The 26,474-nt window shown below is 73.0% G+C and carries 25 protein-coding genes and 1 pseudogene; 15 read left to right on the top strand and 11 right to left on the bottom strand.

Going from position 1 to position 26,474, the window contains the following annotated elements; translation table 11 throughout:
* The 3 genes and pseudogenes from RIF89_RS02070 to pcaC form a co-directional block, all read left to right on the top strand.
* Positions 1-557, top strand: a pseudogene (locus tag RIF89_RS02070) (hypothetical protein); the annotation flags it as partial.
* Positions 554-1,324, top strand: coding sequence for an alpha/beta fold hydrolase (locus RIF89_RS02075; RefSeq protein WP_309067504.1), 771 nt, complete (start codon positions 554-556; stop codon positions 1,322-1,324). The pseudogene RIF89_RS02070 and the gene RIF89_RS02075, both read left to right, overlap by 4 nt.
* Entirely contained in the window at positions 1,321-1,722 is a 402-nt protein-coding gene (gene pcaC, locus RIF89_RS02080; RefSeq protein ID WP_309067505.1) for a 4-carboxymuconolactone decarboxylase, read from the top strand. Before RIF89_RS02075 ends, pcaC begins: the two co-directional genes overlap by 4 nt.
* A 35-nt stretch (positions 1,723-1,757) precedes the next feature.
* Here the strand turns inward: pcaC and cydC are convergent, their stop codons facing one another.
* Genes cydC through RIF89_RS02095 form a run of 3 tightly spaced genes read right to left on the bottom strand, consistent with a single transcriptional unit; the run spans position 1,758 to position 7,881 of the window.
* Positions 1,758-5,195 (bottom strand): thiol reductant ABC exporter subunit CydC, encoded by a 3,438-nt coding sequence (gene cydC / locus RIF89_RS02085; RefSeq protein WP_309067506.1) that lies wholly within the window; start codon positions 5,193-5,195, stop codon positions 1,758-1,760.
* Positions 5,196-5,202: 7 nt separating this feature from the next.
* Positions 5,203-6,240 carry a cytochrome d ubiquinol oxidase subunit II gene (gene cydB, locus RIF89_RS02090; protein ID WP_309067507.1) on the bottom strand — a complete coding sequence of 346 codons (1,038 nt, stop codon included), beginning with the start codon at positions 6,238-6,240 and terminating at the stop codon, positions 5,203-5,205.
* 24 nt (positions 6,241-6,264) lie between these two features.
* Positions 6,265-7,881, bottom strand: a complete 1,617-nt coding sequence (locus RIF89_RS02095; RefSeq protein ID WP_309067508.1) for a cytochrome ubiquinol oxidase subunit I — start codon at positions 7,879-7,881, stop codon at positions 6,265-6,267.
* Between the two features lie 233 nt (positions 7,882-8,114).
* Between RIF89_RS02095 and RIF89_RS02100 the strand changes: the two genes are divergently transcribed.
* From RIF89_RS02100 to RIF89_RS02110, 3 genes are all read left to right on the top strand, one after another.
* Complete coding sequence (locus RIF89_RS02100; RefSeq protein WP_309067509.1) at positions 8,115-8,477, top strand: BlaI/MecI/CopY family transcriptional regulator; 363 nt, start codon at positions 8,115-8,117, stop codon at positions 8,475-8,477.
* 4 nt (positions 8,478-8,481) lie between these two features.
* On the top strand, positions 8,482-9,264 hold the full coding sequence (locus RIF89_RS02105) for a M56 family metallopeptidase (RefSeq protein ID WP_309067510.1): 783 nt from the start codon (positions 8,482-8,484) through the stop codon (positions 9,262-9,264).
* Between the two features lie 89 nt (positions 9,265-9,353).
* Positions 9,354-10,727, top strand: a complete 1,374-nt coding sequence (locus RIF89_RS02110) for an FAD-dependent oxidoreductase (protein WP_309067528.1) — start codon at positions 9,354-9,356, stop codon at positions 10,725-10,727.
* On the opposite strand, the gene RIF89_RS02115 is transcribed toward RIF89_RS02110, so the two are convergent.
* Together RIF89_RS02115 and RIF89_RS02120 are read right to left on the bottom strand one after the other, a co-directional pair.
* Positions 10,698-11,423, bottom strand: a complete 726-nt coding sequence (locus tag RIF89_RS02115) for a Pr6Pr family membrane protein (RefSeq protein ID WP_309067511.1) — start codon at positions 11,421-11,423, stop codon at positions 10,698-10,700. The genes RIF89_RS02110 and RIF89_RS02115 overlap by 30 nt on opposite strands.
* A 100-nt stretch (positions 11,424-11,523) precedes the next feature.
* On the bottom strand, positions 11,524-13,188 hold the full coding sequence (locus RIF89_RS02120) for a helix-turn-helix domain-containing protein (protein ID WP_309067512.1): 1,665 nt from the start codon (positions 13,186-13,188) through the stop codon (positions 11,524-11,526).
* A 71-nt stretch (positions 13,189-13,259) separates the two neighbouring features.
* On the opposite strand from RIF89_RS02120, the gene RIF89_RS02125 reads away from it, so the two are divergent.
* Entirely contained in the window at positions 13,260-14,366 is a 1,107-nt protein-coding gene (locus RIF89_RS02125) for an alcohol dehydrogenase catalytic domain-containing protein (protein ID WP_309067513.1), read from the top strand.
* A 45-nt stretch (positions 14,367-14,411) separates the two neighbouring features.
* Here the strand turns inward: RIF89_RS02125 and RIF89_RS02130 are convergent, their stop codons facing one another.
* Entirely contained in the window at positions 14,412-15,236 is an 825-nt protein-coding gene (locus tag RIF89_RS02130; RefSeq protein ID WP_309067514.1) for an SDR family oxidoreductase, read from the bottom strand.
* A 188-nt stretch (positions 15,237-15,424) separates the two neighbouring features.
* Here RIF89_RS02130 and RIF89_RS02135 point away from each other — a divergent pair, with 188 nt between their 5' ends.
* Genes RIF89_RS02135 through RIF89_RS02155 form a run of 5 tightly spaced genes read left to right on the top strand, consistent with a single transcriptional unit; the run spans position 15,425 to position 19,617 of the window.
* Entirely contained in the window at positions 15,425-16,165 is a 741-nt protein-coding gene (locus RIF89_RS02135) for a 3-oxoacid CoA-transferase subunit A (RefSeq protein ID WP_309067515.1), read from the top strand.
* The gene (locus RIF89_RS02140) at positions 16,162-16,818 is read left to right on the top strand and encodes a 3-oxoacid CoA-transferase subunit B (RefSeq protein ID WP_309067516.1); all 657 of its coding nucleotides are present in this window, start codon (positions 16,162-16,164) and stop codon (positions 16,816-16,818) included. The genes RIF89_RS02135 and RIF89_RS02140 overlap by 4 nt, the downstream gene beginning before the upstream one ends.
* On the top strand, positions 16,815-17,981 hold the full coding sequence (locus RIF89_RS02145; protein ID WP_309067517.1) for a thiolase family protein: 1,167 nt from the start codon (positions 16,815-16,817) through the stop codon (positions 17,979-17,981). The genes RIF89_RS02140 and RIF89_RS02145 overlap by 4 nt, the downstream gene beginning before the upstream one ends.
* A gap of 22 nt (positions 17,982-18,003) precedes the next feature.
* Positions 18,004-18,732, top strand: coding sequence for an IclR family transcriptional regulator C-terminal domain-containing protein (locus RIF89_RS02150; protein ID WP_309067518.1), 729 nt, complete (start codon positions 18,004-18,006; stop codon positions 18,730-18,732).
* Between the two features lie 24 nt (positions 18,733-18,756).
* Positions 18,757-19,617, top strand: coding sequence for a hypothetical protein (locus tag RIF89_RS02155; protein ID WP_309067519.1), 861 nt, complete (start codon positions 18,757-18,759; stop codon positions 19,615-19,617).
* On the opposite strand, the gene RIF89_RS02160 is transcribed toward RIF89_RS02155, so the two are convergent.
* Entirely contained in the window at positions 19,618-19,830 is a 213-nt protein-coding gene (locus RIF89_RS02160) for a dodecin (protein WP_309067520.1), read from the bottom strand.
* A gap of 79 nt (positions 19,831-19,909) precedes the next feature.
* A complete protein-coding gene (locus RIF89_RS02165) occupies positions 19,910-21,349 on the bottom strand; it encodes an MFS transporter (protein ID WP_309067521.1) in 1,440 nt (479 codons plus the stop codon).
* A 141-nt stretch (positions 21,350-21,490) separates the two neighbouring features.
* On the opposite strand from RIF89_RS02165, the gene RIF89_RS02170 reads away from it, so the two are divergent.
* The 3 genes from RIF89_RS02170 to RIF89_RS02180 all read left to right on the top strand — a co-directional run bounded on the left by RIF89_RS02170 (position 21,491) and on the right by RIF89_RS02180 (position 23,897).
* Positions 21,491-22,732 (top strand): glycosyltransferase, encoded by a 1,242-nt coding sequence (locus RIF89_RS02170; protein WP_309067522.1) that lies wholly within the window; start codon positions 21,491-21,493, stop codon positions 22,730-22,732.
* Positions 22,733-22,798: 66 nt separating this feature from the next.
* Positions 22,799-23,491, top strand: coding sequence for a GNAT family N-acetyltransferase (locus tag RIF89_RS02175; RefSeq protein WP_309067523.1), 693 nt, complete (start codon positions 22,799-22,801; stop codon positions 23,489-23,491).
* Positions 23,492-23,495: 4 nt separating this feature from the next.
* Complete coding sequence (locus RIF89_RS02180) at positions 23,496-23,897, top strand: hypothetical protein (protein ID WP_309067524.1); 402 nt, start codon at positions 23,496-23,498, stop codon at positions 23,895-23,897.
* A gap of 68 nt (positions 23,898-23,965) precedes the next feature.
* On the opposite strand, the gene RIF89_RS02185 is transcribed toward RIF89_RS02180, so the two are convergent.
* The 3 genes from RIF89_RS02185 to erm form a co-directional block, all read right to left on the bottom strand.
* Positions 23,966-24,751 carry an LLM class flavin-dependent oxidoreductase gene (locus RIF89_RS02185; protein ID WP_309067525.1) on the bottom strand — a complete coding sequence of 262 codons (786 nt, stop codon included), beginning with the start codon at positions 24,749-24,751 and terminating at the stop codon, positions 23,966-23,968.
* A 169-nt stretch (positions 24,752-24,920) separates the two neighbouring features.
* Positions 24,921-25,529, bottom strand: a complete 609-nt coding sequence (locus tag RIF89_RS02190; RefSeq protein ID WP_309067526.1) for a GrpB family protein — start codon at positions 25,527-25,529, stop codon at positions 24,921-24,923.
* 101 nt (positions 25,530-25,630) lie between these two features.
* On the bottom strand, positions 25,631-26,389 hold the full coding sequence (gene erm, locus RIF89_RS02195; RefSeq protein ID WP_309067527.1) for a 23S ribosomal RNA methyltransferase Erm: 759 nt from the start codon (positions 26,387-26,389) through the stop codon (positions 25,631-25,633).
* Between the last annotated feature and the right edge of the window lie 85 nt (positions 26,390-26,474).

The following is a 26,474-nucleotide window of genomic DNA, read 5'->3' on the forward strand; positions in this document are numbered from 1 at the left end:
CGGCGGCGCTCGCGGTCGACGAGCGCCCCGACGGCGCGTGGCACGCCGAGTGGCCCACGCTGCGGGAGCTGCTGCGCGTCGCTCTCGGCGCGGCCGCGCACGCGGCCGACCTCGCCGACGGACTGCACGCCGATGCGGCAGCGGTCGCGCGCAACCTGACCACGACCCGCGGGCTGATCGTCGCCGAGCGCCTCTCGGTCGTGCTCGGACCGATCCTGGGTGCGGAGAAGGTGTCGGAGATCGTCCGCACCGCGGGACTGGGGGGCGACCTCGGGCTGCTCGTGCACAACGCGCTCGCCGCGGCGAACACGGCCGTGCCGTCCGGCATCGACGACCTGCTCGATCCCGCCGCCTACACCGGCCTCGCCGACCGGCTCGTCGACGGCGACCTGCACGATGCGCCGCGGATCGAGGTCGCCGACCCGACCGTGCCCGTGCCGGACGCGGCGCCCGGGCCGTACGACCCGTTCGACGACGGATCGCAGCTGCCCCCGCCGCGGCAGCGCGGCTTCGACCCGTTCGCGGATCACTTCGACCAGGGAGACGACGACCGATGACGCAGCCCGCCCTCGCCTTCACACCGCCCGTCGGACCCGACGGGGCGCCCCTGCTCGTGCTCGGTCCCTCGCTCGGCACCTCCACGATCCTGTGGGAGGACGTCGTGCCGCACCTGGGCGCCTATCGCGTCACGTGCTGGGACCTGCCGGGGCACGGCGCTGCGAAGCCCGCGGCTGCGCCGTTCACGGTCGGTGAGGTCGCCGACGCCCTCGCGGCGGGCATCCGCGACCTGGGCGCGCCCGCGCTGTACGCCGGCGTCTCGCTCGGCGGCGCGACGGGCCTGGAGCTGCTGCTGCGTCATCCGGACGTCGTTTCCGCCGCGGCGATCCTGTGCGCATCGCCGAAGTTCGGCGACCCGGCGATGTGGGCCGATCGTGCCGCCCAGGTGCGCACGCAGGGCACGGGCTCCCTGATCGTCGGCTCCGCGCAGCGCTGGTTCGCGCCCGGTTCCATCGAGCGCCGTCCCGTGCTGACCGGCCGCCTGCTGCACGCCCTGCGCGACGCCGACGACGCCAGCTACGCGCTGTGCTGCGACGCGCTCGCGCAGTACGACGTGACCGCGCGGCTGGGGGAGATCGCGACGCCGGTGCTCGCGGTGTACGGCGAGCACGACGGCGTCTCGCCCGAGGAGCACGCGCAGACGATCGCGGAGGGCGTCCGCGACGGGCGGATGGTCCGCATCGACGACGCGTCGCATCTCGCGCCGGCCGAGAGGCCCGACCAGGTCGCCGCCGTGCTGAACGACTTCTTCGGCGGTGTCCGATGAGCCGGCCGCTGGGCGAAGGGCTGTCCGACGAGGAGCGCTACGACCAGGGCATGGCCGTGCGTCGCGAGGTGCTCTCGGACGCGCACGTCGACCGCGCCACCGCGCACCAGACCGCGCTGAGCGCCGATTTCCAGGACTTCATCACGCGCGTCGCGTGGGGCGACGTGTGGTCGCGTCCGGCCCTCGACCGTCGGTCGCGGTCGGTGGCCGTGCTGTCGGCGCTCATCGCCCACGGGCACCACGAGGAGCTCGCGATGCATCTGCGCGCTGCGATCCGCAACGGCCTCACCGTCGACGAGATCCGCGAGGTGATCCTGCAGTCGGCGATCTACTCCGGGGTTCCGGCGGCCAACACGGCCTTCCGCATCGCGAACGAGGTGTTCGGCTCCGACGCCTGAGCGCCTGCCCGGGGGCGCTCGATGACCGTGGGCGCTCAGCCGAGGGTCAGCACGCGGTCGCCGGGGCGGCTGTCGTCGGCACGGTGGGACACCAGCAGCACGATGCGGTCCGCGGTCGCGCGGCGGAGGTCGGACATCATGACGGCGGCGGTCGGCGCGTCGAGGTGGGCCGTCGGCTCGTCGAGCAGGATGACCTCCGCGCGCGTCAGCAGCGCGCGCGCGACGGCGAGGCGCTGACGCTCGCCGCCGGACAGGGCGGAGCCGCCCGGCCCGACGCGCGTGTCGAGCCCCCGCGGCAGCGCGCGCAGCAACGAACCGAGGCCGACGCGATCGAGGACATCGACCATCTCCGCCTCGGAGGGCGCATCCGCGCGGGCACGCGCGAGCAGGAGGTTGCCACGGAGCGTGGAGTCGAACACGTACGCATCCTGCGGGCACCACGCGACGCGCGAGCGCCACGCGTCCGCGTCCAGCTCCACGAGCGGCACGCCGTCGACGCGCACGGCGCCCGCGGCTGCGGGCAGCGCGCCCATCACGATCGACAGCAGTGTGGACTTGCCGGAGCCGCTCGGTCCCTCGACCACGAGCCACTCGCCCGCGCGCGCGACGCCGTGGACGCCGGCGAAGACGGCGGTGTCGCCGTAGCGGGCCGCGAGCGCGTCGAGCGCGATCTGTCCGATCGGCGACGCGGGGAGCGGATCCGAGCCCTTCACGAGCGACGGATCGGCGTCGGCGGGTGCCGATCGCGGTGCCGGCGCTCCATCCGGGCGAGAGGACAGCGTGGCGATCCGCGCCCGCACCTCGAGCAGTGCCGGCAGCCGGTGTGCGGCGGCGACGAAGTCGGCGAGCGGCTCGAGCGTCGCGAGCGCGAGCAGCGCGATCACGCACGTGAGCTCGGCCGGGGATCCGGTCGACAGCAGCGGTGCCGCCACGGCGAGGAGCGTCGCGGCGAGCACCACGACCGCGCCCCCGAGCCCCGAGCCCCACGCAACGCGCCGCTCGGCACGGGCGAGGCGCCCGTCCGCCTCGCCCAGGGCGTCGAGCGCCCGGTCGGCCACGCGGTTGCCGCGCAGGTCGGCGGCCGCGGCGGAGAGGGCGGCCGTGCCGCGCACGATCTCCGAGCGGACCGCGATCCGGGCGCGCTGCGCGCCTCGCGCGGCCGCGATCGAGAGCGCGGCGCCGGCGAGGGCCGCGGTCGTCAGCGTCCCGGAGACGGCGGCGGTCAGGTGCGGCTGCACCCACGCGGTCGTGACCGTGACGCCGACGAGGGACAGCACGCCGACCGCGAGGGGCGGGATCACGCGCGGCAGCAGGTCGCGCAGCTCATCCGCCAGCACCACGAGGTAGTCGACGGGAGATCCGCCCTCGAGCAGCCGGCGCGACCCCGCACCACGCGCCGCGATCGTGTGCCATAGGCGCAGCCGCAGCGCGTCGACCATCCGGAACGCCGCCTCGTGCGTGAAGAGCCGCTCGCTGTAGCGGGCCAGGGAGCGGCCGATGCCGAAGAAGCGCACGCCCACGATCGCGACGAGCAGGTACATGATGTACTCCTCGACGCTCGCCCGCACGATGAGCCACCCCGACACGGCGCTGAGCGCCAGGCCCATCCCGACCGCGACGAACGCGAGCAGGATGCCGGCGACCCAGGGCAGGAGCGGCCGCTGGGGACGGCGCACCCGCTTCGCCGTCTCGACGAGCTCCGCTCGCACCGCCGACGGATCCTGTGCACCCGCATCGCCGACCGAGCGGCCGAGGGAGGCGGAGGCGTCCATGCCGCCCGGACGGCCGGTCGCGTCCACCCGCACACATCTCTCCGCGAGCGCGAGCGTCTCGGGCTCGTGCGTGGCGAGCACGACCGTCGCGCGCGCCGCACGGAGCCGGATCGCGTCGCGGACGCGATCGGCCGACACGCGATCGAGGTGGGCGGTGGGCTCGTCGAGCACGAGCAGCGTCGCACCCCGGTCCACGCGCGCGAGCGCCCGAGCGACCGCGAGGCGGCGCAGCTCTCCGGGGCTGAGCTCGGCGATCGCCGCATCCGCGGCGGCCGAGAGACCGAGCTCGGCCAGCGCGGCGACCGGATCCGGCGCCCCGAACAGCGCGAGCTCCTCGCGCGGGGTGCCGGCGAAGCCGCGCGGCGCCTGCGGGGCGTAGGCGACGCGCACCGCGCCGTCGAGGGACCCGGTCACCTCGGCATCCGCCGGCAGGGTGCCGGCGAGCGCCGCCAGCAGCGTCGACTTGCCGGATCCGCTCGCGCCCGTCACCGCCGTGATCCCCTCGAGCCGGGCGTCGAGCGGTCCGAGCGCGGGAGCCGGACGGCCGGGGTGGCGGATGGTGAGGCCGCGCAGGGTGACGGCCGCGGGCTCGGGGGGCGCGGCGGCACCGGTCTCCCTGCTCGGGCGCTCGTCCGGCGATCGGTGCGGGAGCGGGCGGGCGAGGATCTGCCGCACGCGCTGCAGCGCCGACAGGCCGTTCTGCGACGCGTGGAAGGCCGTCCCCACGTCGCGCACGACCGCGAAGCACTCGGGCGCGAGGATCAGCACGAGCAGCGCCGGCTCGAGAGGGATCGTCCGCTCCATGAGCCGCAGGCCCAGGAACACCGCGACCACCGCGACCGAGATCGTCGCGATGAGCTCGAGGACCAGGGCGGACAGGAACGCCCAGCGCAGCGTCTCCTGCGTGCGCGAGCGATAGGCGCGCTGCACGTCGTCGAGCGCGCGCGCCTGCTCGGCGACGCGGCCGAGGCCGACGAGCACCGGCAGTCCGCGCGCGAGCTCCGTGAGGTGATCCGCGAGCCGCGAGAGCGCGCCGAGCGCCTCGTCCGTGCGCGACTGCGTGTGGCGCCCGATCAGCGCCATGAAGAACGGCACGAGCGGCACCGTCAGTACGACGACGACCGCGCTGAACCAGTCGGCGCCCAGGATCCGCAGACCCACGATCGCGGGCACGACGACCGCGGCGATCATGGCCGGAAGGCTGCGCACGTAGTAGTCGTCGAGGTCGTCCAGCCCGTCGGTCGCGAGCACCGCGAGCCCGCCTTCCCCCTGTCCGGGCGCGCCCCGCGCGATCCGGCGCCACAGGTCGCGCCGCAGCGTGCGCTTGACGGCGATCGCGACCCGTCGCGCGACCACCTCGGTCGCCCACCCGGATCCGGAGCGCAGCAGGGCGCCCGTCGCGCCGAGCAGCAGGATCTCGCGCGGATCCGACCCGCCGCGCTGCAGACCGGCGATCCCCGCGGCGACGGCCCCCGCGACGAGCACGAGCCCCACGGCGCGCAGCGCCGCGAGCACTCCGAGGGCGAGGATCGGCGCCGGCCGCACCGGTCCGAGCTCGGGGCGCGTCGCGGCGCGCTTCGGTCGCGCCGCCTCGACCTCCCAGGGGTCGAAGCCGGTGGCCTTCGTCATGCGGGCCGTCACCGGCGCGCTCGGGCGCTGCGCCCGCAGCGGCGGGCGGGCGGACGTCCGGGTCGCGGTCATCCGGGTTCTACTTCGCGCGCAGGACGGCGGGCAGGAAGCCGTGCGCCGAGGGGATGGCGCCCGGCGTGACGCGCTTGCGGAAGATCCAGTACGACCAGGCTTGATACGCGAGCACGATCGGCAGCCCGATGCACGCGACGACAGTCATGACGCCCAGCGTGTACGGGCTGTTCGACGCGTTCGCCACCGTGAGTCCGTGCGAGGGGTCGAGCGTCGACGGCAGCACGTACGGGAACATCCCCGCGAAGATCGACCCCGCCCCGAACAGCATGAACGCCGCGTATCCCGTGAAGGCGAGGCCCTCGCGCCGGGCGCGCGCGTTCCACCAGCCGAACGCGGCCGCCACGACCGCGAGCACGACGAGCCCCCACGACAGCACGGTGCCGCCGTGCTGGACCTGCACCCACAGCGCCCACACGGCGGCAGGCACGAGGCACAGCGGACCCCACGTCGCGGCGAACCGGCCCGCGCGCTCGCGCACCGGACCATCGCTCTTGAGGGCGAGGAACGTCGCGCCGTGCGTCAGCGAGAACCCGACGAGCGCGAGCCCGCCGATCACGGCCGGCGCCGTCAGCCACACGAACGGGTGCCCGACCCGGTCGCCGTACTCGTCGAGTGGCAGCCCGGTCGACGTGATCGCGAGGGCCGCACCCAGGCAGAACGCGACGATCGCCGACCCGAGCCCCAGCGCCCACGTCCAGAACATCGTCCAGCGCGGATCCGTCATCTTGCCGCGGTACTCGATGCTGACCGCACGCAGGATGAGCCCCAGCAGCGTGACCGTGAGCGGCACGTAGAGCGCGGAGAACAGCGAGGCGTACCAGGCGGGGAACGCCGCGAACATCGCGGCGCCGGCCGTGATCAGCCACACCTCGTTGCCGTCCCACACGGGGCCGATCGTGTTCAGCATCACGCGGCGGTCGCGATCCTGCTTCGCGCTGAAGATCATGTGCATGCCGACGCCGAGGTCGAAGCCCTCCAGCAGCAGGAAGCCGATCCACAGCACGCCGATCGCGATGAACCAGACGATGGCAAGCGGTTCCATGGGTGTCTCCTCTTCGCGGCCGGGTCAGTATGCGAACGACAGGACGTCGTCGTCGCTGTGGCGGTCCTCGTCGTCCTTCTCGTCGGGGCTGCGGTCGTCCGGCCCCCTGTCGGTGCGCTCGATGCCGTGCTCCATGTCGGGCATCGCACCCGCGACGCCGCCACGCGCGTACCGGAACATCAGCACCAGCAGCACGACCAGCAGGGCGCCGTAGATCGCGGTCAGGGAGATGACGGAGAACAGCAGCTCGCCCACGGTCGTGCCGGGCGAGACCGCGGCCGCCGTGAACATGAACACGGGATCGCTGCCCCAGAAGGTCGGGTTGGGGGCGACGACGAACGGCTGGCGCCCGATCTCGGTGAAGATCCAGCCCGCGATGTTGCCGAGGAACGGGGTGGAGATGCCCAGCAGCGCGAGGCGCATGATCCACCTCGACGACGGCACCGTCCCCTTGCGTGTGAGCCACAGCGCGCCGACCGCCCCGCCCGCCGCCAGTGCGCCGAGCCCGATCATCAGGCGGAAGCCCCAGTACGTGACCCACATCGGCGGCACGTAGTCGATCTCGCTGCCGGCGTGCGCGCCGAGACGCGGGTCGTCCGGAAGGGACTCGCCGAAGAGCTCGACGTACTGCGGCTCGAGGTCGTCGATGCCCGGCATCTCGGCGCCGAACTCGCCCTTGCCGAGCCAGCCGAGCACGCCGGGGACCTCGATCAGCGTCTGGACGCTGTCGCAGTCCTCGGCGCCGGGGTCGCCGATGGACAGGATCGAGAACGACGAGCCGGTGTGGCAGGCGGCCTCGGCGGAGGCCATCTTCATGGGCTGCTGCTCGTACATGAGCTTGCCCTGGAAGTCGCCCGTGATCGTCAGCGCGCCGAAGCCCACGACCGCGACGACGGCGCCGATGCGCAGTGAGCGCAGCCACACGCTGTGGTCCTTCTCGTCGCGTCCGGCGACCTCGGGGTGCGAGCCGACGACGACGCGGCCATCCGGCCCCACGGTGTCGATGCCGTCGCGGCGACGGCGCCACAGGTGGTACCAGGCGATGCCGAGCAGGAACATGCCTCCCACGAGCAGGGCGCCGGAGATCACGTGCGTGAACGCGGCGATCGCCGTGTTGTTGCCGAGCACTGCCCACACATCGGTCATGACGGGGCGGCCGTCGGCGTCGAGCTCGACGCCGACGGGGTGCTGCATCCACGAGTTCGCGACGATGATGAAGTACGCCGAGAGCCACGATGCGCCCACAGCGAGCCAGAGCGCCGCAAGATGGACGCCCTTGCGCAGCCGGCCCCAGCCGAAGATCCAGACTCCGAGGAACGTCGACTCCACGAAGAAGGCGAGCAGGCCCTCCATCGCGAGCGGGGCGCCGAACACGTCGCCGACGAAGCGCGAGTACTCGCTCCAGGCCATGCCGAACTGGAACTCCTGCACGAGCCCCGTGGCGACGCCCAGGATGAAGTTGATCAGGTAGAGCTTTCCCCAGAACTTGGTCATCCGGAGCCAGCGCTCGTCGCCCGTGCGCACCCACGCGGTCTGCATGATCGCGACGCCCACACCGAGGCCGATCGTGAGCGGCACCAAGAGGAAGTGGTAGACGGTCGTGATGCCGAACTGCCAGCGGGCGATGTCGAGCGGATCCATGGGAGCCTCCCTGCCGCGAGGCCCGGTCGTGTGAGGAGGCCTCGGTCTGATGCCGAAGATGCTCCGGCGCCGCAATTCTACGCACCGTAGAAGTAGTTCTACGCGAGGTCGAATTATTTCGGCTCGACGTCGAACTAGTTCTACGAATCAGCGAAGTCCCGTACTCTGGAGACAGCAGACCTTGCCGTTCCTCGCGGAGGAACCGGCGCAGAGCGAACAGAAGGGGGTGCGGCATGAGCAGTCTGGGCGAACTCGAGCGCTCCGTGATGGACGTGCTGTGGGACAGCGACGCCGTCGCGCTCACCGCGTACGACGTGCAGGAGCACCTCGAGCGCGAGCAGGGGCGCCAGCTCGCCGCCACGACCCTGCTCACCGTGCTGTCCCGTCTCGAGAAGAAGGGGTTCGTCGCGTCGGACCGCTCAGCGAGACCGCACCGCTACCAGGCGACGGGAAGCCGGGTCGACCATGTGGCCGAGCTGATGCACGAGGTTCTGGGCGACGCGGGAGACCGCAGCGCGGTACTCGCGCGCTTCGTGGGCGGAGTCACGCCCGAGGACGCCGAGGTTCTGCGGCGCCTCCTCGCCGGCGCCGCCTGATCGCATGAATCTGCAGGACCTGGCCGAGGCGGCCGTCCTGATCCTGATCGCGGTCCTGCTCGCGTGGCCCGTGCCGATCCTGCTGTCCGGGGCGGCGTGGCCCGCCCGATGGCCCGGATGGGCGCTGCTGCTGTGGCAGCTGATCGCCCTCGCCGGCGGATTCTCGATGATCGGAGCCGTGCTGCTCGCCGGTCGCGCGCTGCTGCCGGACGTCCCGCTGGTGGGCGCGCTGCTGGCGGGCGCGCTCGCCGCGTACCTGCTCGTGCACCTCGTCATCACGGTCGTGCAGTTCGAGCGGCAGCGGCGCCGGCACCTCGCCCTGCTGAACCTGCTCTCGGCGCCGCATCCGACGGAGGCGCGCACGCGCGTGCTCGACGACGCGGCTCCGGTGGCGTACTGCCTGCCGCGCGGCGTCGGATCCGTCACCGTGCTGTCGCAGGGCCTGCTGGACGGCCTGCATCAGGACGAGCTCGCGGCGGTGATCGCGCACGAGCGCGCACACGTCGAGCAGCGGCACGAGGTGCTGCTCGTGGCGTTCAAGGCGTGGCGCGGGGCGCTGCCCTGGTTCCCGATCGCGGCGCGCGCCGAAAGCGAGGTCGCCGCGCTCGTCGAGATGCGCGCGGACGACAGCGCCCGCCGGTCGCTGCGGTGGACGGGCGTCGACCCCGACGCCGTGCTGGCCCGCGCGATCCTGCGCGTCGCCGGTCCGACCGGCCCGGCCGAGCACGCGTCGCCCCGCCGTGACCGTCACCGCGACAGGTTCCTGCGGCTCGGGAAAGGGCGGTGACGGGTCCGGTGCCGTCCCGCCGTGCCACCGGACCCGGCGTCAGGCCGGCTGAGGCCGGGCCGGCGACATCCGGATAGGGTGGCGTGACGATGGGGATCTCGCGACGCACCTTCCTCGTCGGCGCCGGCGCCGGCGCCGTCGCGGTCCTGCTCGCATCCTGCACGGGCGAGACGCCGCCGCCGACGTCGGCCCCGTCCACGCCGCGCCCGACCCCCACCGGCAGCGCCGCGACAGCCGCCCCGCTCGCGCCGGCCGCGTTCGCGCGCAGCGCCTGGGCGACCGATCCGTACGCCCGCGGCGCGGTCAGCTTCACCCCGCCCGGCGCGAGCGCCGACGACCGCGCGATCCTCGCCGAGCCCGTCGAGGACCGCGTGTTCTTCGCGGGCGAGGCGACCTGGGAGCAGCCGGGAACGCTGAGCGCCGCCCTTCGCTCGGGCGAGCGCGCCGCCGACGACGTTCGCGCCGCAGGCGTCGACGGAGAGCGCATCGCCGTGGTCGGGGCGGGTCTCGCCGGCGCGGTGGCCGCCCGGCGTCTCGAGCAGGCCGGGTTCGAGGTGAGCCTGATCGAGGCCCGGGATCGGGTTGGGGGACGGCTGCACACGCTTGCGGGCGACGGCTGGCCCGTCCCCCCTCAGCTCGGCGGCTGGCTGCTCACGGACGACGATTCCGCACTCGGCATCCGTCTTGGTGCGCTGGAGATCGACACCGCGCCGCTCGAGGGCGAGGCCGCGATGTCCGGCGAGGGCGAGATCACCCCGCCGTCGGCCGATCCGGTGGAGGCCGCCATCGCATGGGCCGCGCCGCGGGCATCGGATCCGTCGCTCGCGGATGCCCTCGCCGAGTCGGGGGCGGATCCGGATGATCCCGTCACGGCGGCCTTCCTGGCACTGCTGGCCGCGACGTCGGGAGCCGACGCGGCGGACCTGTCGAGCTGGTTCCCGCCCGGGCTCCCGCCGCGGGAACCCACGGCGATCACGTCCGACCCCGGGGCGCTCGTCGAGTCACTGCTGGACGGGCTTCAGGTCGCCCGCTCCACGACCGTCGTCGGGGTCGTCTACGACGATTCGGGCGTGAGCCTGCGTCTGGGGACAGGCGAGGCGATGTCCTTCGACCGCGTGGTGCTGACGACGCCGCTCGGAGTTCTGCAGGACGAGGGGATCGAATTCGAGCCGCCGCTGCCGTTTTCCCACCGCGGTGCGATCGCCGCACTCGGCATGGGCGACATCGAGACGATCTGGCTGCGGTTCGAGGAGGACTTCTGGCAGACCGACGCGGCCCTGTGGCACGTCGTGGATGACGCCGCGCCGATCCGCACGTGGATCAACCTGAAGCCGGCGATCGGAGAGAACATCCTCGTCGGCCGGGTCGGGGGAGAGGCCGCGCGTCAGTGGGCCGAGCTCTCCGACGAGGACGCCGTCGCACGGGCGCTCGCCTCACTCGAGCTGTTCCGCTCGCCGGACTGACCGCGGCGACGAGCGCCGCGAGAGCCGGGCATGACGGCGCCGGCTGAGCAGCACGAGCGCCACCGAGACGACCGCGAACACCCCCAGCGCGGCGCCGCTCGTGAGCGCGAACTCCCCCGGTCCGCTCACCTGGCGCAGGTCGAGGAAGTAGTAGGGGTACCAGCCGATCAGCGACCCCCGCCACATCGTCGCGCCGCCCCACAGCAGGGGGTACGCCAGGACGATCGGCACCACGCGCCATGGCGCCGGCCGCCGGCCGGCCGCGAAGGCCCAGTCGACGAGCGCCAGAGCGGGCACCCAGAAGTGCAGCAGCTGATCAGACCAGGGAACGTCGATCCGGATCGCCCGCTCGCCCGCCTGCCAGACGAGGAACCCGAAGACGATGCCGGCGGTCGTCGTCCAGCTGAGCGCGACGGTGCGCGCGACCGTCAGCCAGCGCGGATCCGTCATCCTGTGCAGCGCGTCGAAACCCGAGATCATCCAGACGCACGCGAACAGGATGTTCGACTGCATCGTCAGGTACGCGAGGAAGTTCGCTCCCGCGATGGTGTTCGAGCTGAGACCCCACAGCAGCCGGTGCACGAGCGCCACCATGCAGATCCCCGCGATGGTCAGGCGCAGCCAGCCCGTGACAGCGGGGTGCCACCAGGAGAGCGCAGCCAGGCGCTGCCACGTGCGGGTCGGGCGGGATGTCACCGTCGCGGCGCTCTCCGATCCGGCGCTCGGGTGCGCGCCATCCGTCGAGTCTAGGAAGAACCGCGGGGGCGGCTCAGTTCGGTTGACGGGCGACCGAGCGTCAGGATCGGCCCTCCGCCTCGAGCACCCGCAGGGCCAGGTGGGTCTCCAGGCGCCGGGGAGAGACGTCCCACCCGGGGCCGAGCAGCGCGCCGATGCGCTCGAGGCGCTGGCGCACGGTGTTGCGGTGCAGGTGAAGCAGCTCGGCCACGCGCGCGACGTTGCCGTCGGTCTCGAGGTAGACGTAGGCCGTGCGTGTGAGGTCGGCGTCGCGCGTGCGGTCGTACTCGCGCAGCGGGTCGATCGCCGACGTGAGGCTCTGCGGCAGGTCGCCGCGGTGGGCGAGGTCGAGCAGGGCGCCGAGCAGGCCCAGCTCGGCGCCGTCGAGCACGCCGTCGCGTCCGAGCGTCGCGAGCGACCCCAGGGCGAGCTCGGCGCGGCGATGGGCGTCGCCCAGCCGGCGCACGTCCGAGGTCGGCCCGCCGAGGCCGGCGCGCAGCCGCCAGCCGTGCGCCGTGAACACCGGGCGCAGGCGCCGCTCCCAGTCGGGGTCGGCGGTCACCAGACACAGGTGGTCGTGGTGCGCGGCCATCATGACCGAGCGCGTGCCGAGTGCGCGCACGACCTGCAGGCGCCGCCGCCGGTCGGTGTCGGGAGCCTCGATCACGACCGACCACAGCGGCTCGCCGGGCTGGAGGCCCCAGCGCTGCAGGCGCCGTTCGAGTCGCTCGCGCGGAACGTCGGTGCGCTCGAGGAGGTCGTCGAGCACCTCCGACTGCAGCCGCAGATCCGCGTCCTCCTCGGCCCGGGCGAACAGCAGCGCGAGCGCGACATGCACGGCCACGCGTTCGAGCAGCGCCTGCGCGGGGGCGTCGAGCGCCCGCCCCGCCGCGAGCACGCCGAGCCGCTCGCCCGCCGCCGTGACGGCGACGGATCCGGGAGCGTCGTCGGGGGCAGGATCCGTCGTCGTCGCGCTGAGCACGCCGCCGTCCGGATCGCGCAGCCACAGGTCGCACGCCAGCACACCCTGCCCGATGCCGAGGACGCGCCCGACGTCGGGTGTCACCATGACGGCGTCCATCAGCCGGTCGTCAAGCTCCAGCACCTGCGTGATGAGGGCGAGCTCCGACGCGCTGCGCTGCTGCTGGCGCACCAGGTCCTCCGCGAGCCGGTTGGCGGCTTCGAACCGCATGGAGTTGTCGAGCGCGACCGCCGCGATCGTGCCCAGGGAGTCGACGAGCGACACCTCCTGCGGCGCGAACACGCGCGGACGCCGCTCGGCGACGACGAGCGCGCCCATCACCCGGCCTGCGACCGTGAGCGGGACGCCCATGATCGCGTGCACACCCTCGGCGCGCACGATCTCATCGATCTCCGGCACGTGCACGAGAGCCGCGTCGGCCAGGTAGTCGGAGGACTGGAACGGCGCCAGTCCGCGCGCGACCTCCCCCAGCACACCGGTTCCGAGGGGCTGACGCAGCGTGCGGTACGCCTGCGTCGCGACACCGTCGGTGTACCGGATCGCCGTCACGCCGGCCTCGACGTCGGTGAGCGCGAAGTACGCCATGTCCGTGCCCACGATCGCGCGCGTGCGCCGCACGATCGTCTGCAGCACGGCGTCGACGTCACGCAGCGCCGTGATGTCGGTCGCGGTGTCGAGCAGGACGCGCAGCAGTTCCTCGCGCGAGCGGTCGGCCGCCGGCGGTGTCTCGGGAGTGTGCGCCATGACCACATTCACGCACATCCGGTGTCTGCGCGCACGTCGAGCGACGGCGATCCGGTCGCTAGATTCGGCACATGCGCATCACGGGAGCCGTGCTCGAGGAGATCGGACGGGAGCGGCCGTACGCCGCGTCCCTGCCCATCACGGTCGCGGAGCTGGAGCTCGGCGAGCCGGGGCCGACCGAGGTGCTGGTGCGCATAGAGGCCGCGGGCGTGTGCCACTCCGACCTGTCGGTCGTCGACGGCAACCGCGTGCGCCCGACGCCCATGCTGCTCGGCCACGAGGCCGCGGGGACCGTCGTGACCGCCGGCGCGAAGGTCTCCGACCTCGAGCCCGGGCAGCGCGTGGTGATGGCGTTCCTGCCGCGCTGCGAGGACTGCGCGGGCTGCGCGACGGGCGGCCGCCTGCCATGCGTGAACGGCACCCGCTCGAACAACGCCGGCACGCTGCTGCACGGCTCGCGGCGCCTCACGCGAGACGGCCAGGAGGTCTTCCACCACCTCGGCGTCTCGGGCTTCGCGACCCACGCGGTCGTCGACCGCGCATCGCTCGTGCCCATCGGATCGGACGTGCCTCCCGAGGTCGCGGCGATGCTGGGATGCGCCGTGCTGACGGGCGGCGGCGCGCTGCTCAACGCCGTGCGGCCGGAGCAGGGCGACACGGTCATGGTCGTCGGGCTCGGCGGCGTCGGCATGTCGGCCCTGATCTCGACGATCGCCGACGGGCGCGCCGACGTGATCGCGGTCGACAGCCTTCCCGAGAAGCTCGCGCTCGCGCGCGAGCTGGGGGCGGTCGCGGCATACACCCCGGCCGAGGTCGCCGACCGCGGCGTCACGGCCGACCATGCGATCGAGTGCGCCGGGCACCCGCGGGCGTTCGAGACGGCGTTCCAGGCGACGCGGCCCGGCGGCCGCACCGTGACGGTCGGGCTGCCGAATCCCGAGGCCCGCGTGTCGATCTCGCCGCTCGCGATCACGGGCGAGGCCCGCACGATCATCGGCAGCTATCTCGGGTCGGCCGTGCCCGCCCGCGACATCCCGCGCTTCGCGGAGTGGTGGCGTGCCGGACGACTCCCGGTCGAGCGCCTGATCTCGCGCCGGATCCGTCTGGACGAGATCAACGACGCCATGGACGAGCTCGCCGAGGGCCGTGCCGTGCGCCAGGTCATCCTGTTCGACTGATGCGCGCCCGCATCCCGGATCGGATGCGAGCGGCGCCGCCGGGCGTCAGATGCGGCGCCAGTCGTCGCTCTCGAGCGCCGCGCCCGCCATCGGGCCCATCTGCAGCATGCCGCCGTCGACGGGCCAGCTGGCGCCGGTGACGTACGACGAGGCGGGCGAGGCGAGGAACGCGATCACGGCCGCGATCTCCTCCGGGACGCCCGGCCGACCGAGCGGGATGCCCGGACGGTGCGTCTGCTCCGCTTCGCCGGGGTCGATCCCCGTCATGGGCGTCGCCACGAGACCCGGAGCGACCGCGTTCACCGTGATCCCGTGCTCGGCGAGCTCGATCGCCATGGTCTTGAGCAGTCCGCCGAGGCCGTGCTTCGCGGCGTCGTACGCGGACGAGCCCATCAGCGGCTGGTGCTCGTGCACGCTCGTGACGCCGATGATCCGGCCGCCGCGCCCACGGGAGGCCATCAGCCGTGCGGCGCGCTGCATCACGACGAAGGCCCCATCGAGATCCGTCGCCACGACGCGCCGCCAGCCCTCGAGGTCGACGTCGAGGAACGGCACGCTGTCGCCCGTGCCGGCGTTGTTCACGAAGACGTCGACCCCGCCGAGCTCCTCGGCCATCCGGTCGACCACGTCGCCGCACGCGGGGATGTCGCTCACGTCGAGCTGGGCGACCACGGCCTTGCGGCCCTCGGCCTCGACGAGCCGCGCCGTCTCCTTCGCGCCCTCCTCGTCGGAGTGCCATGTCACGCCGACGTCCATGCCGGCGCGGGCAAGTGCGACCGCCGTCGCGCGACCGATCCCGGAGTCGGATGCGGTCACGATCGCGGTCGTGGGCTGGAAGGTCAGGGCTTCGGTGGTGGGTTCGTCGCTCATGCCCTCATTGCACTCGCGCTCGGCGTCATCCGGAATCATCTTGACAATCGCGCGCCGAGCCGCGTGGGGTATGCAGGTCGCGAGCCGGGCTTCGGTTACCACTGGCGCCGACCGCATCCACAGGAGTACGATGTGTGCGTAAAGCGCACGGGTGTTCGCAGAGCGAACCACGCCAGCAAGGAGGCCGGATGATCGACAAGACCGTCGCGAGCGTCGAGGACGCCGTGGCCGGAATCGAGGACGGCTCGACGATCATGATCGGCGGCTTCGGGCGCGCGGGTCAGCCCGTCGAGCTCATCGACGCCCTGATCGCCCACGGCGCGCGCGACCTGACGATCGTGAACAACAACGCGGGCAACGGCGACACGGGGCTCGCGGCGCTGCTCGCAGCGGGGCGCGTGCGCAAGATCATCTGCTCGTTCCCGCGGCAGAGCGACTCCTGGGTCTTCGACGGCCTGTACCGCGGGGGCGAGATCGAGCTCGAGCTCGTGCCGCAGGGGAACCTCGCCGAGCGGATCCGCGCGGCCGGTGCCGGCATCGGCGCGTTCTTCTCGCCCACCGGCGTCGGCACGCAGCTGGCCGAGGGCAAGGAGGAGCGCGAGATCGACGGCCGCCGCTACGTGCTCGAGTACCCGATCAAGGCCGACTATGCCCTGATCAGCGCGCTGAAGGGTGACCGCTGGGGAAACCTCGTGTACCGCGAGACCGCGCGGAACTTCGGGCCGATCATGGCGACCGCCGCCGCGACCACCATCGTGCAGGTCGACGAGACGGTCGAGCTCGGATCGCTCGACCCCGAGAACGTCGTGACACCCGGCATCTTCGTCGACCGTGTCGTCGCCGTCGGCCCACGACGCTGGCTCAAGGACGGCGCGTTCGTCGGCAACGTCGACATCGAGGGCCGCCCGCTGGAAGGAGCGAACCAGTGACCACCCGCATCAGCCGCGACGACCTCGCCGCGCGCATCGCCGCCGACATCGCCGAGGGCTCGTACGTGAACCTCGGCATCGGCGCTCCGACGCTCGTCGCGAACTTCCTGCCCGCCGACCAGGAGATCATCCTGCACACCGAGAACGGTCTGCTCGGGATGGGCGAGGCGCCGCCCGCCGACCGGATCGACCCCGACCTGATCAACGCCGGCAAGCAGCCCGTCACGGCGCAGCCGGGCGCCGCCTACTTCCACCACGCCGACTCGTTCGCGATGATGCGCGGCGGCCACCTCGACGTGTGCGTGCTCGGCGCGTTCCAGGTGTCCCAGACGGGCGACCTGGCGAACTGGTCGACGGGCGCGCCCGGTGCCATCCCGGCCGTGGGCGGCGCGATGGACCTTGCGATCGGCGCCAAGCAGGTGTTCGTGATGACCGATCTGCTCACCAAGCAGGGCGAGTCGAAGCTCGTCGCGGAGTGCAGTTACCCGCTCACGGGCGTCGGCTGCGTCACGCGTGTCTACACGGACCACGCGGTGTTCGATGTGACGGAGGACGGCTTCCGCGTGCGCGAGCTGTTCGGCGACAACACGATCGAAGGGCTCGAGGAGCTCACCGGTCTCACCCTGCAGGACCAGACGGAGGAGCGACAGTGACCACCACGTACATCTACGACGCCGTCCGCACGCCGTTCGGCAAGGCGGCCGGCGCCCTGGCCGGCGTCCGCCCCGACGACCTCGCCGCCACCGTGATGAGGGCGACCGTCGAGCGCACGGGCCTCGACCCGGCGCTGATCGAGGACGTGATCTTCGGCGACGCGAACCAGGCGGGCGAGGACAACCGCAACGTCGCCCGGTTCGGCGCGCTGCTCGCCGGGTTCCCCGAGACCGTGCCGGGCGTGACCGTCAATCGCCTGTGCGGGTCGTCGGTCGAGGCCGTCATCCAGGGATCGCGCGCGATCGAGGCGGGCGACCACCGGATCGTGCTCGCGGGCGGCGTCGAGTCGATGAGCCGCGCGCCGTACGTTGTCGAGAAGTCCGCCAAGCCGTTCCCCGCCGTCGGCAACCAGACGATGTGGAACACGGCGATCGGCTGGCGGATGACCAACCGCGCGCTGCGGGCGGAGTGGACCATCTCGAACGGCGAGAGCGCCGAGAAGCTCGCGGCCATCTACGACATCTCGCGCCACGATCAGGACGCGTTCTCGGTGCGCAGCCACGACCTGGCCGCCAAGGCGTGGGCCGACGGCATGTACGACGCCGAGATCGTGCAGGTCGCCGGCGCCGAACTGGCGCGCGACGAGGGCATCCGCGACGGCTCGAGCGTCGAGAAGCTCGCGACCCTGAAGGCGCTGTTCGCCACGGACGGCACCGTCACGGCGGGCAACTCCTCGTCGATCAACGACGGCGCCTCGGCCGTGCTGCTGGGCGCGGAGGGCGCGATCGACGTCGAGCCGCTCGCGCGCATCGCGGGCCGCGGCGTGCACGGCAACGAGCCCGACGTCTTCGGCGTCGCGCCCGTCGAGGCGGCCAACAAGGCCCTCGCCCGCGCGGGCAGGACGTGGGCGGATGTCGACGTCGTCGAGCTGAACGAGGCGTTCGCCTCGCAGAGCCTCGCGTGCATCCGGCAGTGGGACATCGACCCCGAGAAGGTCAACATCCACGGCGGCGCGATCGCGATCGGCCACCCGCTGGGCGCATCGGGGGGCCGCATCCTCGGCCACGCGGCGCACGAGCTGAAGCGCCGCGGCGGCGGCGTCGCGGTGGCGACGCTCTGCATCGGCGTGGGGCAGGGTCTCGCCGTCGTGCTGGAGCGCTGAGCGACCGTGAGAGAGTGACCGGATGACCGACCCGGTTCGCGCCGAGCCCGACCCCCGCGAGTACGTGCAGTCGTTCGCGCGCGGCCTCGCGGTCATCCGGGCGTTCGACGCGGATTATCCGCGTCTCACGCTGAGCGAGGTCGCGGTGCGCGCCGATGTGACGCGCGCGGCCGCGCGGCGGTTCCTCATCACGCTCGAGCACCTCGGGTACGTGCGCAGCCTCGGGCGCGACTTCGAGCTCACGCCGCGCGTGCTCGAGCTCGGCTTCAGCTACCTGTCCGCGCTGTCCCTGCCCGAGGTCGTGCAGCCGCACCTCGAGCGGCTGTCGCGCGAGGTGGGGGAGAGCGTCTCGGCCGCGGTGCTCGACGGGGAGGACATCGTGTACGTCGCGCGCGTGCCGGTCCGCCGCATCCTCAGCGTCGGCATCCAGATCGGCACGCGCTTCCCGGCGCGCGACACGAGCATGGGCCGCGTGCTGCTCGCGGGCCGCCCCGACCGTCCGGCGGATGCCGCGTTCGCGGCAGAGCTGGACCGGATCGCCGCGCAGGGCTGGGCGATCGTGGAGGCCGGTCTCGAGCCCGGGCTGCGCTCGGTGGCGGCGCCGGTGCACGGCCGCGATGGTCGCGTGGTCGCGGCGGTCAACATCCCGACGTCGTCGAGCCTCGTCCCGCTGGAGCGCCTGCGCGACGAGCACCTGCCCGCGCTGCTGCGCACCACGGCGGCGATCGACGCCGACCTGCGCCACCTCTGACGAGAGTTCCGTCAGACTGGCGGCATGCAGCGTGAGGCACGGCGGGTGGCCTGGACGCGCACCGCCTCCTTCGCCCTCGTCGTCTACGGCGCACCGACGCTGCTCGGCGCGGCGGTCGCCGCGCTGCTCGACGACGGACACGGGTTGCCCGCAACGCTCGCGGCGCTGGCCGTGCCGGTCGCGCTGGTCGGCGCGGTCTGGCTGACGATCGTGATCCGGCGCCACCCCGCCCCGGACGTTCCCGCGCTCGCGCTGTCGGCCGCCGCGACCGGATTCGGCGCGGCCGCGCTGGTCGGCGTGCTGCTGCCGGTCGTCGGGGCGATCGCGGACGGGAGCATCCTCGGCGGAGCCTACGGCGGCCTGCTCGGCGCCATGCTCGGGCCGGTGGGCTATCTCCTCGTCGCCGGCCCGGTGTGGCTCGCGGCGTCCGCGCTCTGCGCGGCGCGGATCATCCTGCCCGCACGCGCGGCGTTCTCGCCGGGAGGGCGCTCGGGGATCGTGGCGCTCGTTGCAGGCGCCGTGACGGCGGTGACGGTCATCGGTCTGACGGCGGCGCATGCGCTCCGCGGCTCGCCCTTCGACCGATGCACCGCGACGGGCTCGGAGCCGCCCCTCGAGGTGTACATGGGAGAGGACGTCGTTCCGGAGAGCGTGCAGGCAGAGCGGTCCCTCTCGTGGCTGCCGCTCGGGCTGCGGTGCGTCTGGCAGGTGGGGGCGGTCGCTCACACGCACGAGCCGAACTGGCTCGCGACGATCGTCGTCGTGTGGGCGCTCGCCGGCATCGCGTTCGGCGCGGCGATGCTCATCCGCTCCCGGCGTGTGCGGGAGCGCTCACCGCACGAGGCGGCGTGGAACGCTCCGGAAGACCCGTTCGCGACCGTCTGATCAGGCGGGATCCTCCAGGCGGAAGCCGACCTTGAGCGTGACCTGGAAGTGCAGCACGCCCGACTCATCCGCGTGACCGCGCGTCGAGATCACCTCGAACCAGTCGATGTTGCGGATCGTCACGGCCGCTCTGTCCAGGGCGCCGCGGATCGCCGCATCCGTCCCGTCCGGCGATGATCCGACGATCTCGCTGACGCTGTACGTGTGAGACATCCTCGTCCTCCGATCCGGCCGCCGTTCGACGGCACGGGCTCAGTCTGCTCCGCGCGGACGCGGGAGGGAAGGATCCGGATCAGTCGCGGTCGGGGATCGACGCGTGCTCGACGTGCGGATGGCGCGGGATCAGCAGCGACAGCAGGCACGCCGCGACCGCTGCCCCGGCGCCGAGCCAGAAGCACACGTCGAACGCCTCGTGCGTCGGAACCGGGGTGCCCTGGAAATCGATCGTCAGCGAGGCGAGCACGGCGGCCATCACGGCCGACGCGATCGACGTGCCGAGTGAGCGGAACAGCGCGTTGATGCCGTTCGAGGCTCCCGTCTCGTGCGACGGCACGGCGCGCATGATCAGCATCGGCATGGCCGCGAAGCTGAAGCCGACGCCCACGCCGATCAGGATGTTCGCCACGAGCAGGTGCCACACCTCGCTCGACCACAGCAGCAGGAACAGGTACGACACCGCGACCGCGCCGGTGCCGAACGCGAGCATGAAGCGTCCGCCGAGGTTGCGCTCGAGCCACCCGGACAGCGGCGAGATGATCATCATCACGAGGCCCGACGGCATCACGATCAGGGATGTGACGAACATCGTCTGCCCGAGGCCGGACCCCGACTCGACGGGCAGCTCGAGCAGCTGCGGCAGCGTCACGTTCGTGCCGAACAGCGAGAAGCCCATGCCGATCGCCGCGAGGTTCGTGAACAGCACGGTCGGCCGCGCCGCGACCCGAAGGTCCAGCAGCGGCTCCGCGACCCGCAGCTGATACCAGCCCCACAGCAGCAGGATCACGACCCCGCCGATGCCGGATCCGAGCGTGACGGGCGACAGCCAGCCCCAGTCGGCGCCGCGCGAGATCGCGAGCAGCAGCCCGACCAGTCCCGCCGCGAGCCCGGCCGCGCCGACGAAGTCGAACCGCCCGGGTGTGCGCAGCGTGCTCGGCGGCACGAACAGCGCCACGAGCACGAGCGCGACGACGCCCAGCGCGGCGGCGAGCCAGAACAGCACGTGCCAGTCGAGGTGCTCGACGATCAGTGCGCTGGCGGGCATGCCGACGGCGCCGCCGACGCCCATCGTCGCGCTCATCAGCGCGACCGCGGTGCCGAGACGCGCGGGCGGCAGCACGTCGCGCATGATCGCGATGCCGAGCGGGATCACGCCGGTCGTCGCGCCCTGCAGGGCGCGACCGAGGATGACCCCGCCGATCCCGCCCGCGAGCGCCGCGACGACGGATCCGACGATCAGCGCGCCGATCAGCACCAGCACGATCCGGCGCTTGCCGTACATGTCGCCCAGTCGCCCCGAGATCGGCGTCGCGCACGCGGCCACGAGCAGCGTGATCGTCACGACCCAGGCGGTGTCGTTGCGGTCGGCGTCGAGCAGATGCGGCAGCTCGGCCTGGATCGGGACGACAAGCGTGAACATGTAGGCCGAGCACAGGCCCGTGAATGCCAGCACGGCGACCGTCAGCCACTTCGGGGTGGATCTCGTCAGCCTGCGTCTGTCGTCTCTCCCACCCATCCGTTCAGGTTATCGGCGCTGCGGAGGGTCGAGGCGCGGTCGGTGTCCTTCGAAGCGGCGGAGGCGTACTCTCATCCCAGGTGTGCCGGGAAGCCTGGTCGGCGGCCGATCGCGAGCGCGGTCGGACGGACGGAGGAGACCATGCGCGTCCTGATCACGACCTTCGGCACCCGGGGTGACATCCAGCCGTACGCCGCGCTGGCGCGCGCGCTCGTCGCGGCGGGGCACGAGGCTCACCTGGCCATTCCCGAGGGGTTCGACGACCTGGCCGGCGACGCGGACGTGCATCCCGCGGGCTCCGAGATGCTCCGCCTCGTGCAGGAGGTGCTCCCCGAGCTGAGCGGTCCTCGCGACGCGCTCACGACGCTGCGCGTCATGACCCGCGCCATGCGGGGCCAGATGCGCGAGACGTGGGACGCGGCGCGAGACGTGCGACCGGATGTCATCATCTCCCACCCGAAGAGCCTCGCGGGGCCCCAGCTGGCGGAGGCGCTGCGCGTGCCGGGCGTCCTGTCGATCCCGCTTCCGATCTACACGCCGACCCGTGCCTTCCCGATGCCGTTCTTCGGCGGCGCGTCCTTCGGGTCGCGCGGCAATCGTGCGACGTACGCGTTCAGACGCGTAGCGACGCTCCTGTACGGGCGGATGATCGACGACTTCCGTGCGCAGATCGGGCTCGCCGGTCGCGCCGGACGGTTCGCGGATCCGCTGCGCGCCCCCGACGGATCCGCTGTTCACACGCTGTACCCGTTCAGCCGCCACGTCGTGCCCGTGCCCGCCGACTATCCCGCCACGGCGCACGTGACCGGCTACTGGTTCCTGGACGCCCCGGAATGGGAGATGCCAGAGCGCCTTCGTCGCTTCCTGGACGCGGGCGAGCCGCCGGTGTATCTCGGCTTCGGATCCATGGGCTTCGGCAAGGGTGCGCGCGAGCGCAGGGACGCGATCCTGGCGGCGCTGTCGTCGACCGGTCTGCGCGGCGTGATCGCCACGGGATGGGGAGGCATCGCGGAGGCGGATGCGCCGTCCGACGACGTGCTGATGATCGACGGCGCTCCGCACGATCGGATCTTCCCGTCGATGCGGGCGGTCGTGCACCATGGCGGGGCCGGATCGACGGCGGCGGGACTGCGCGCCGGGCGCCCCACGCTCGTCGTCCCGTTCCTCGGCGACCAGCCCTTCTGGGGAGCGCGCGTGCAGGCGCTGGGGGTCGGCCCTGCGCCGGTCGCGCCGCGGCGCCTCGCCTCGCTCCTCGCCACACGGCTCGAGCAGCTCACGTCCGATTCCTCCTACGCGCAACGTGCCGAGGCGGTCGGCGCCGCGATCCGCGCGGAGGACGGTCTCGCGGCCGCGATCCACGTGCTGGAGGGCATCGCGCGCTGAGCGGCGACGGCTCCGCGGGCGGGTCCCGCGCGTGCGACCGCCTCGGAAAACAACGAGACTGATCCCATGCGAACCATCCGGGATCTCGACACCGTAGAGCTGATCATCCAGGCGCAGGAGCTTCTCGACGCGCTCCGCCGGTCGGAGCGGACGATCGATGCCGGCACGCTGCGCGCGCTGCAGCAGTCGGGCAACTACGTCGTCGGCATCTTCGAGAACGAGGACGGCCAAGAGCGCATGGTCGGCGCGTCCATCGCGTTCTTCGGCGTCCCCGCGCGCCGCACGATGCACTCCCACATCACGGCGCTGCTTCCGGAGTACCGCGGCCGCGGCTGGGGCCGCGAGCTCAAGGAGCACCAGCGCCAGTGGGCGTTCTCGCGCGAGGTCGGAAACATCACGTGGACGTTCGATCCGCTCGTCGCGCGCAACGCGCACTTCTTCCTGACCGTGCTCGGCGCGCGCGTGACCGGCTACGCCGTCAACCAGTACGGGATCTTCGGCGGTGGCGACGCGGGTGACGAGAGCGACCGGCTCGACGTCGAGTGGGCACTCGCGGACATCGCCAAGCCCCCGGCCGAGGACGCGATCGTCGCGAGCGTCCAGATCCCGCGCGACATCGAGACCATGCGCGTCGAGGACCCCGCAGCCGCCCACGAGTGGCGCACCGCGCTGCGCGGTCGGATCGAGGAGCAGCTCGGCCGCGGCCTGAAGATCGCGGGCTTCGACGGCGCGCGCGGCTACCTGTTCGTGCGAGCCTGACGTCGTGTCGGCCCTGCCCGCGGACTGGATCGCGCACCGCCGGGGTTCGGACCGCGAGCTGATCGGGTGGATCCGCCCCGAGGGCGACGACTGGGTCGCCGTGTCGCTGTTCGGTGCGGATGTCAGCGGCCCGCTGGAGTGGGTCGAAGCCGAGGAGGCCCTCGAAGAGGTCGGCTTGTCGTGGCTCGCGGAGCCGTGGATGCTCGAGCGGGACGCGGCGGACCCGGTCCGGGTGCGGATCGTGGACGTCTCGCCGGCGTCGCCGGACGGGCGCCCCGGCCGCGTGGTCGTGAAGACCGAGGACTTCGGCGCGGTGGACGTGCCGTACGAGACCTTCGAGCTGCCGTGGCCGCCGGCCGGGCTGCGTCCGATGCGTTCCGGCGAGGGCGTCTCGCCCTGGGGCTGATCCCCGCGGGGTCGGGCGTTCGTCGCCGCTCGCGGCGTGCCGGTGCCGCGCTTCAGCGCGGGATGCCGTCAGGCGAGCGCGTCGAGGAAGGGTCGCGGGTCGGGCGACGACGCCGTGCCGTGGAACGCGACCGCGTCCGCGCCGGCGGCGGCGAGATCCTCGGCCAGGGACAGCAGCGTTCCGCGCAGGTCGGATCGCGACGGATCGACCTCGGCGTACGTGATCACGCGGGGACGACCCTCGCGCCCCGAGGAAGCGCGCCCCTCTTCGACGATCGCGCGGGCGGCACGCAGCCCGTCGAGGTCCTCCTCTCCCGTCAGGAGGACGCCGTCGGCGAGTTCTCCCGCGAGGCGCAGCGTCTTGGGACGGGTCGCGCCGAGCACGAGCTGCGGCGGCGCCTGAGGCGGCCAGTCGAGCGCGACGCCGTCCAGCGTCACGTAGCGACCGGCGACGTCGACGGTCTCGCCCGCGAGCAGCGCGCGCACGGCCGTCGTGTACTCCCGCAGCAGGGTCAGCGGCGACTCGGCGCGCGCGCCGACCTTGCCCATCCAGTCCAGCACGCCGTGACCGAGGCCCGCGATGAGCCGCCCGGGCGCGATGCGCTCGAGCGTGGCGAGCTCCATCGCCGCGAGCGCCGGGTTACGCAGCGGGACCGGCAGCAGGCCGATGCCGATCGTGACGCGGTCGCTCCAGGCGAGGGCCGCCGCCGCGGTCGAGATGCCGCCCTCGAGGAAGCAGTCCTCCCACAACCACAGCTCGGCGACGCCCGATTCGTCGACCGCGGTCACGATCTCGCGCAGCGACTCGGGTGGGGACTGCGGCCGGAACACGACACCGAGGACGGGAAGGCTCATGCGGTCATCCTGTCATCGGCCGCCGACATCGCGCAGGCCCCGGCGCTCGCCGACCTCGGCGCCCCTTCCGCCGAACCACATCGCGTGAACGAGACGACACGGGTCGAACGGGACGGATCATGTGGTCTCGTTCATGCCACATGGTCCGGTCACAGGAGGTGCGGGCCCGCTATGCCAGCCCGGCGCCGCGGAAGGCCCGCGCGTAGATCTCGCGGATCGCCGCCGACTTGCGGGCGTTGTACTGCATCACGGTCTCGCCGTGCAGGTTCGCCGCGACGGCTGCCTCGCGCTTGACCCTGGCGTACCGGTCGCGATCGACCGCGTCGCGGCGCAGGTGCTCGCGGAAGATGCGGTGCCGCCACGGCTCCGGCGCGTCGGGCCCGAACACGTGCAGGTTGGTCAGCGGCTTCCCGAGCTTCAGGCATCGGTGCTCGTGCCACCACGGCTCGCGCACCCGCAGCTCGAACCCCGCCGCCTCGAGCGGCGGCAACCACGCGGCCTCCTCCGCCGGGTCGGCCACGATCAGGTCGATGTCGATGATGGGCTTCGCCGGCAGTCCCGGGACGGACGTGGATCCCACGTGCTCGAGCTGCAGCGCGCGTGCGCCGAGCGCACGGCGCACCAGGGCGGCGACCCGCTCGTAGTGCTCGGGCCACGCGGGATCCGGATCCGCGATGACGACATCGCCATGGCGCTCCTCGGCGCCGTGCACCCAGGGGCTGGCGCCGGGCGGGGGAGGGCTGTCGGAGAACGTGACGATGTCGCGGGCGCTCGGCATCCGGTCACTGTAGCGAGGCGGCGCGCGGCCCGCAGGGTAGACGGCGCCGCCCGGCCCGGCGCGACGGCAGCGCCGCCGCCCCGTGCCGAGCCGGCGACGCCTCACCGTACGGCCGCCCACAGCGCGGCCCACTGCTCGGGCCGCAGGTCCCGGGGGAGCGCGCCGGGTCCGATTTCGGCGCGCTGCAGAGCGAGGTGCACGGTCGCCGCATCGGTACGCCTCGCGCGCTGGACGATGCGGCCGAGAGAACCGCCCGGGCCGGTGAAGACCGCGGCCACGAACCGCTCGTAGGCTCTGCGCTGCGCCACGGGCAGGAGCGGCGATCCCCGACGAGCGATGCACAGCACGCCGCCGTCGACCGCGGGACGCGGAGTGAAGCAGGAGGCGGGCACGCGGCCGTGCAGCTCGAACGAGAACCACGGCGCGGCCTGTGCGGTCATCATCGTGCCGCCGCCGACGCCCGCTCGTTTGCGCGCGACCTCCCACTGGGTCAGCAGCACCGCGTGCCGCCAGCGCGCGGACGCGAGCAGGCGCTTCAGGATCGGAGTGGTGAGATGGAAGGGCACGTTTCCGACGATCACCGCGGCGTCCAGCGCATGGCGCAGCGCGTCGGCGTGGTGGACGCGCACGGTCGGCAGCGCACGACGCAGCCGCTGCACACGATGCTCGTCGATCTCGATCGCGGTGAGGGGTCGCCGCAGGGAGGCGAGCGAGCGGGTCAGGGCGCCGTCGCCGGCGCCGATCTCGAGGATCGCTCCGTCTGTCGATGCGACGAGCGTCGTGATGCGATCGATCGTGGGGCGATGATGAAGGAAGTTCTGGCCGAGTTCGTGACGGCCGCCGTGCAGTGAACGAGACATGGGTGCGCTCCAGGGATGGTGGTGGAGCACCCCGGCGGCAGGGCGAACGCAGGAGGGCGCGCGGCAGCTGCTCGTCCGAGGTGCG

Origin of the sequence: Microbacterium sp. (genome assembly GCF_031178525.1) — a bacterium.
Taxonomy (GTDB): domain Bacteria; phylum Actinomycetota; class Actinomycetes; order Actinomycetales; family Microbacteriaceae; genus Microbacterium.